Raw genomic sequence first — 6931 nt, 5'->3', positions numbered from 1 at the left:
TCACCATCGCTCTTGGCGAGCTGAGATCGTTAATCGCTATCTTCAAAATTTGAGGGGAAGGTTCAGGACTTGACCCCGTTGTTTTTGCGTGTAGCATTGCGCTATTCTTTTTTGGAGTGCATGCATGTTGAAAGCTATGGACGGGACTTCGCCGGCGCCGATGACCTTGCCGGAATATATGGCGCTGAGCGGTCCGGCGCCGACGCTGCACGTGGCTTTTGGCGCGGCGCCGTCGCAGTTCGCGGAGCTGTTCCAGCCGGCCGGCGATGGTCCGTTCCCGGTCGCGGTGATCGTCCACGGCGGCTGCTGGTGCAAGGAATACGCCGGCATCGCGCAGATGCGCAATATGGCCGGCGACTTGCAGCAGCAGGGCATCGCGGTCTGGAATATCGAGTACCGCCGCTTCGACGAGGAGGGCGGCGGCTATCCCGGCATGTACCTCGACGTCGCCACGGCGCTCGACCACTTGCGCGCGCTGGCGCCGCAGCACCGGCTCGATCTGGCGCGCATCGTGCTGGTCGGCCATTCGGCCGGCGGCCATCTGGCGCAGTGGGCCGCGTCGCGCGCGCGCCTGCCGCGCAGCAGCCCGCTGTACGTGGAAGAGCCGCTGCCGGTCCCGGTCGTCATCAGCCTGGGCGGCCTGGCCGACCTGCGCAACGAGGAACAGCTGATCAAGACCAGTTGCGAGCGCGATGTGGTGCAGCTGGCCGGCACCGCCAGCGCGGCGCGGCCGGACATTTTCTCCGATACCTCGCCGGCCGAGCTGCTGCCGTCGGGCGTGCGCACGGTGCTGATCCACGGCGAGCTCGATACCATCTCGCCGCTGCGCGCCGGCCAGGACTACGCGCGTCGCGCCCAGGCGGCCGGCGACCAGGCCGAGGTGATCGTGCTGCCGGGCGGCAGCCATTTCGACGAGGTGGCCGCCACCTCGCCGTCCTGGACCATCGTCTCGGCGCAGATCCGCAAGGCGCTGCAGCTGCCGCCGCGCTGAGCGCCACGCCGGCGCCGCCGTGGCGCGCCGGTGTATGCTGTCGCCATGGATTCCCTGATCGCCGCCTCCGCGCGCGCCCTCGCCGCCGGTGACGCGCTCGGCGCCCTCAAACGCGTCGCCCTGCGCGACGATCCGCCGGCCCTGGCCCTGCGCGGCATCGCCATGGCCCAGCTGGGCGAGCATGGACGCGCGCGCGAACTGCTGCGGCGCGCCGCGCGCGGCTTCGGCTCCCATGAACAATTGTCGCGCGCCCGCTGCGTGGTCGCCGAGGCCGAGGTGGCCCTGGCGGTGCGCGATTTCGCCGGCTCGCCGCGCGCGCTGACGGCGGCGCTGGCCACGCTGGAGACCCACGCCGACCGCGCCAACGCGCTGCACGCGCGCCTGATCGCGGTGCGCCGCCTGCTGTTGCTGGGCCGCCTGGAGCAAGCCGGCGCGGCGCTGGCGCTGCTCGACGCGCGCGGCCTGCCGCCGGCGCTGCAAGCGGTGGCCGAACTGGCCACGGCCGAACTGGCGCTGCGCTCGCTGCGCATCGCGCCGGCCCGCGCGGCGCTCGAGCGCGCCCAGGCTGCCGCAATCCGCGCCGGCATCCCGGCCTTGCTGGCCGAGGTGGATGAGGCGCGCCAGGCGTTCGGCCGGCCCGCCGCCCGCCGCCTGGCCGCCGGCGCCGAACAGATGCTGCGCCTGGACCAGGTGGCCGCGCTGCTGGCCTCCAACACGCTGGTGGTCGACGCCTGCCGTCGGGGCGTGGGCACGGGCGCGGCATGGCGCCCGCTGGCGCGGCGGCCGGTGCTGTTCGCGCTGGCGCGCGCGCTGGCCGAGGCCTGGCCCGGCGACATCGATCGGGTAACCCTGATCGCTTCCGCCTTCAACACCCGCGATCCCGACGACAGCCACCGCGCCCGCCTGCGGGTCGAGATCGGCCGCCTGCGGGCGCTGCTCAAGGCCCAGGCGGGCATCGAGGCCACCGCCGGCGGCTTCGCCCTCAAGCCGCTGGGCGCCGGCGGGGTGGCGGTGCTGGCGCCGCCGATCGACGGCGCGCAGGGCGCGCTGCTGGCGCTGCTGGCCGACGGCGCAGCCTGGTCGACCTCGGCGCTGGCGCTGGCGCTGGACGCCAGCCAGCGCACCGTGCAGCGCGCGCTGGCCGAGCTGGAAGCGGCCGGCCGCGCGCGGCCGATCGGCCAGGCGCGCACGCGGCGCTGGCTGGCGCCGCCGCTGGCCGGCGCCATGGCACAATACACGACAATCTTGTTACTCCCTGCCGCGCTGCCGTTGGCATAAAGTTCTCTTGCGGCGCCGATCCGCGGCGCACCAACCACCAGGAGGCAGCAATGAACGCGAACACCAACACAGCCCAGCTTCAAGCCAAGGCGCGCCCGGCCGAGATCGTGCGCGAATATGGTCCCTTCGACGGCGTCGAACGCATCCACGGCGTCACCCACGACGGCCAGCGCGTCTGGGCCGCCACCGGCGCCAAGCTGATCGCCTTCGACCCGGCCAGCGGCGCCACCACCCGCACGCTGGACGTCGCCAGCGACGCCGGCACCACCTTCGACGGCACCTATCTGTACCAGATCGCCGAACAGCGCATCGACAAGATCGACCCGGCCAGCGGCAAGGTGCTGGCCTCGATCCCGGCCCCGGGCGACGGCTACGATTCCGGCCTGACCTGGGCCGAGGGCAGCCTGTGGGTCGGCCAGTACCGCGACCGCAAGATCCACCAGGTCGACCCGGCCACCGGCAAGGTCCTGCGCAGCATAGATTCCAACCGCTTCGTCACCGGCGTGACCTGGGTCGACGGCGAGTTGTGGCACGCGACCTGGGAAGGGGAGGAGAGCGACATCCGCCGCGTCGATCCGGCCAGCGGCGAGGTGCTGGAACGGCTGGAGATGCCGGCCGGCGTCGGCGTCAGCGGGCTGGAATCGGACGGCGCCGGGCTGTTCTACGCCGGTGGTGGCGGCAGCGGCAAGGTGCGCGCGGTGCGCCGGCCGACCTGAGGACGCTCAGTACCGGTCGTACTTGCGGGCGTCGCCGCGCACCTGGTCGGCCGGGTATTTGGCGGCGTTGAGCGCCATCTTCTCCAGCGCGGCGGCGTGCAGGTCGACGCCGCTCTGGTCGGCCAGTTGCACCAGGTAGAGCAGCACGTCGGCCAGTTCGTGGCGGATGCCGGTGCGGCGGGCGTCATCGAGCTCGGCGTCGGCGCCGGTCTGCAGCCACTGGAAATGCTCGGCCAGCTCGGCCGCTTCCACCGTCAGCGCCATCGCCAGGTTTTTCGGCGTGTGGAATTGCTGCCAATCGCGCTCGGCGGAGAATTGGCGGGTCAGGTCGCGCAGGGCGATCAGGCTGTCGGGGGCGGTGGCAGAGGTCATGGTCGGTGGTGGCGGGGCGGGGCGATGGCGTCATGATAGCACCCGCCGGCGCCGTGCCTGAGTCCCGGTTTTGGGCTGTCTATCCCCCGTTTTCCGCCGTTCGTCGCACGGCGCGGACGGCGCGCCGGCGATGGGCTACAGTGGCGTCACTATAACTTCAGGGACGACCCCATCATGCGTACTGCCATCTCCATCGCCGTCATCACCGCCTTCGCCACCCTCGCCGGCTGCGCCGTCATCGTTGTCCCGGACGACGGCAGCGGCAATGGCGGCGTGCGTTACAGCTCCGCCTTCGGCGGCTCGGCGGTGCAGGGCAACGGCCAGCAGGCCACCGAACGGCGCGACGCGGCCAGCAGCGACGGCATCGACATCAACGGCCCGATGCTGGTCGAAGTGCGGGTCGGCGACGCCACCTCGCTGCAGGTGGAGGGCGACAGCAACCTGCTGCCGATGCTGCGCACCGACGCCAGCGGCGGCATGCTGCGCGTCTGGATCGACGGCAACATCCAGAGCGCCAACCCGCTGCGCGTGATCTACACCACGCCGCAGCTGCGCCAGATCGACGCCAACGGCTCCGGCCGCCTGACGGTGACCGGCTTGAACGGCGCCCCGCTGAGCCTGAGCCAGAAGGGTTCGCGCCAGATCCAGCTGTCGGGCAGCGTCAGCCGCCTCGATGTGCGTGTCAACGGTTCGGGCAGCGTCAGCGCGGCCGGCCTGCAAAGCGGCTCCACCGTCGCCAGCCTGACCGGCTCCGGCCGGCTGGACCTGGGCCGCCTGAACGGCGACTCGCTGAACCTGGACATCAAGGGTTCGGGCGGCGTCAACGCCAGCGGCACCGTGCGCAGCATGAATGTGCGCCTGTACGGCTCGGGCAGCGCCGACCTGGCCGGCCTGACCAGCCAGAGCGCGGAACTGGTGTCCTACGGCTCCGGCAGCATCTCGGCCGGCGTCAGCCAGTCGCTGGTGGCCGACGCCAACGGTTCCGGCCACGTTACCGTGTACGGCAACCCGTCGCAGCGCAGCATCAGCGGCAAGCACGTTAGCGTGATGCAGTAAAGACCTCGCCGGCGGCCGCCAGTGCGCGCCCGCCGTCGTCGTCCTCAGCTTGTTGCGCGGCCTGCGCCAGCTGGCGGCGGAACTCGACATAGTCCGCCGCGCTGCGGCGCGGCGCCTCCAGCATCGGCAGATGGCCGACGCCCGGCATCAGGATCACGCGGTGCGCGCCGAACAGCGCCGCCAGCGTGGCCGCGCCGGACGGATGCAGGATGCGGTCCTGCTCCCCCCAGACGATCAACGCCGGCGTGCGCAGCCCCTGGTACTGCCGCTCCAGCAGCGGCGAGGCCACCACCTGGCGCATGATCTCCGTGTGCAGCGCGAAGTCGGCCGCCGCGCGCCGCGCCAGCGCGGTGCGCACCGAATACGGCAGGAAGAATGTGCGGTGCGCGGAATACGCCAGCAGCCGCGCGAAGTCGCGCTCGGCCGGCACCAGCAGCGGCATGGCGCCGCTGGCGCGGTACTGATCGAGCACGGCCGAACTTTGCGCCGCCGCGGTGCCCGCCGCATCGAGCAGCCACACGCTGGCCACCCGCTCGGGATGGCAGGCGGCGAATTGCGCGGCGATGTAGCCGCCCATCGAATTGCCCCCCAAATGTATCCGCCCCGGCGCATGGCGGTCGAGGAAGATCCGCAGCCGCTCGACCTGGTCGGCGATGGCGTAGCCGGCCTGCGGCGCGCGCCCGGCCTCGCCGAAGCCGGGCAGGTCGGGGATGAGCACGCGGTAGCGCGGCGTCAGGAAGCGGGCGATGCGGGTGAAGTTGTCCTTGTCGCCGGCGAAGCCGTGCACCAGCACCAGCACCTCGCCGCGGCCGCCCTCCAGGTAGGGCATGCTGAAGCCGGGCAGGGCGCCGTCGCGCCGCCGCAGGCCCGCGCGCCTGCGCTCGAGCGCCATGCCGAGGCGGGCCGCCGTCAGCGGCGCCACCCGTTCAAACAGTACAACCGCGACGGCCAGCGCCGCCAGCAGGATGGTAACGCTATAAATGATAGGCATCGTTGCGTGGTTCTCCCTTTAGCGCACTTTGAAGAAGGACATGGAACTCTGGAGCTGCTCGGCCTGGCCGCTCATCTCCTCGGCGGTGGCGGCCAGCTGTTCGGAGCTGGAGGCGTTCATCTGGGTGGTCTGGCTCAACTGGCTCATGGCCGCGTTGATCTGGCCGGCGCCCGTGGTCTGCTCCTCCGACGCCGCCGTGATCTCCTGCACCAGCTCGGAGGTGCGCTTGATGTTGGGCAGCATGGTGTCGAGCAGGGCGCCGGCCTTCTCGGCCAGGCTGACGCTGCCGCTGGCGACCTGTTCGATCTCCTGCGCCGCCACCTGGCTGCGCTCGGCCAGCTTGCGCACCTCGGCCGCCACCACCGCGAAGCCCTTGCCATGCTCGCCGGCGCGCGCCGCCTCGATCGCCGCGTTCAGCGCCAGCAGGTTGGTCTGGTAGGCGATGTCGTCGATGATGCCGATTTTCTTGGCGATCTCGCGCATCGCCACCACCGTCGAGCGCACCGCCTCGCCGCCTTCGCCCGCCTCCTGCGCGGCCTTGCCGGCCATGCCGTCGGTGACCTTGGCGTTCTCGGTGTTCTGCGCGATCGAGGCCGACATCTGCTCGATGGCGGCGCTCGATTCCTCGGCCGCCGCCGCCTGCTCGCTGGCGCCCTGCGACAGCGACTGCGCGGTGGCGCTGACTTCCTCCGAGGCGCTGGCCAGCGCCTCGGCGCCGTCGTTGACCTCGCTCACCACCCGCGACAGGTTGTTGACCATGGTGTTCATCGCCGCCAGCAGGCTGGTGGTGTCGCCCGGCTTGACGTGCACCTGCAAGGTCAGGTCGCCGGCGGCGACGCGGTTGACCACGTCGGCGGCGTAGTCCGGTTCGCCGCCCAGTTGGCGCAGCAGCACGCGCGTGATGAAGGTGCTGATCAGCGCCACCACCACCAGCGTGCAGGCCGAGATGATGATGGAGGTGCGCATCGCCTTTTGCTTGAGCGCCGTGGCCGCCTCCGCGCCCTGCTGGCCCAGCTCGACGTTGTAGTCGAAATGGTTCTCGATTGCTGTCTGCATCACCTGGATCTCGGGGCGGGCCTTCTCCAGCAGCACGCGCGCCTTGTCGTCGTGGTTCTGGCGCGACTCGACCAGCACCGCCTCGATCTGGGGCTGCACCTTGGCCCAGGAGTCGCGCTCGCGCGTCAGGATGGCCTTGTCCTTGTCGTCGCTGATCAGCTTCTCGTAGTTTTTCAGGTTGTCGTCGACGCCCTTGCGCATGTCGGTGATCTGGGCGTCGAGTTCGTCGAGCTTCTTGGGGTCGTCGTTGAGCACGTGCTGGTTGACGCGGATACGCATGCGCAGGAAGCTGTCGCGCAGATGGTCCAGTACCACCAGGCTGGGCACGGTGTTGACGGTCGAGTAGTTGGCCGCCTCGTAAACATCGTTCATTTGATACTGGCTGACACCGGCCAGCAGTGCGATGCCGGCCAGTGCGGACCCGGCCAGCACAATCATTTTCTGCACTACGCTTAGTTTCATCGCTTGCTC

At 70.7% G+C, this 6931-nt stretch carries 7 protein-coding genes; 4 read left to right on the top strand and 3 right to left on the bottom strand.

Going from position 1 to position 6931, the window contains the following annotated elements; genetic code table 11:
- Positions 1 to 124 precede the first annotated feature (124 nt).
- The 3 genes from AC07OK_RS21610 to AC07OK_RS21600 are packed head-to-tail and all read left to right on the top strand — an operon-like array spanning position 125 to position 2985.
- Positions 125 to 991: an alpha/beta hydrolase gene (locus tag AC07OK_RS21610; RefSeq protein ID WP_494692219.1), complete on the top strand. Its 867-nt coding sequence runs from the start codon at positions 125 to 127 to the stop codon at positions 989 to 991.
- Positions 992 to 1036: 45 nt separating this feature from the next.
- Positions 1037 to 2269: a helix-turn-helix domain-containing protein gene (locus AC07OK_RS21605; RefSeq protein ID WP_494692218.1), complete on the top strand. Its 1233-nt coding sequence runs from the start codon at positions 1037 to 1039 to the stop codon at positions 2267 to 2269.
- 50 nt (positions 2270 to 2319) lie between these two features.
- Positions 2320 to 2985, top strand: coding sequence for a Vgb family protein (locus tag AC07OK_RS21600; protein WP_494692217.1), 666 nt, complete (start codon positions 2320 to 2322; stop codon positions 2983 to 2985).
- Positions 2986 to 2991: 6 nt separating this feature from the next.
- Here AC07OK_RS21600 and AC07OK_RS21595 read toward each other — a convergent pair whose 3' ends face one another.
- Positions 2992 to 3357, bottom strand: coding sequence for a nucleotide pyrophosphohydrolase (locus tag AC07OK_RS21595; RefSeq protein ID WP_494692216.1), 366 nt, complete (start codon positions 3355 to 3357; stop codon positions 2992 to 2994).
- Positions 3358 to 3531: 174 nt separating this feature from the next.
- Between AC07OK_RS21595 and AC07OK_RS21590 the strand changes: the two genes are divergently transcribed.
- Entirely contained in the window at positions 3532 to 4413 is an 882-nt protein-coding gene (locus AC07OK_RS21590; protein WP_494692215.1) for a head GIN domain-containing protein, read from the top strand.
- Here AC07OK_RS21590 and AC07OK_RS21585 read toward each other — a convergent pair.
- Together AC07OK_RS21585 and AC07OK_RS21580 are read right to left on the bottom strand one after the other, a co-directional pair.
- Positions 4397 to 5404, bottom strand: coding sequence for an alpha/beta fold hydrolase (locus AC07OK_RS21585; protein ID WP_494692214.1), 1008 nt, complete (start codon positions 5402 to 5404; stop codon positions 4397 to 4399). The genes AC07OK_RS21590 and AC07OK_RS21585 overlap by 17 nt on opposite strands.
- A gap of 18 nt (positions 5405 to 5422) precedes the next feature.
- A complete protein-coding gene (locus tag AC07OK_RS21580) occupies positions 5423 to 6922 on the bottom strand; it encodes a methyl-accepting chemotaxis protein (protein WP_494692213.1) in 1500 nt (499 codons plus the stop codon).
- Between the last annotated feature and the right edge of the window lie 9 nt (positions 6923 to 6931).

It is taken from the genome of Duganella sp. GW821-FHT07G03 (assembly GCF_059418605.1).
Note: the sequence above shows the minus strand (reverse complement) of the source record. Positions and strands in the feature narration are given on the sequence as shown.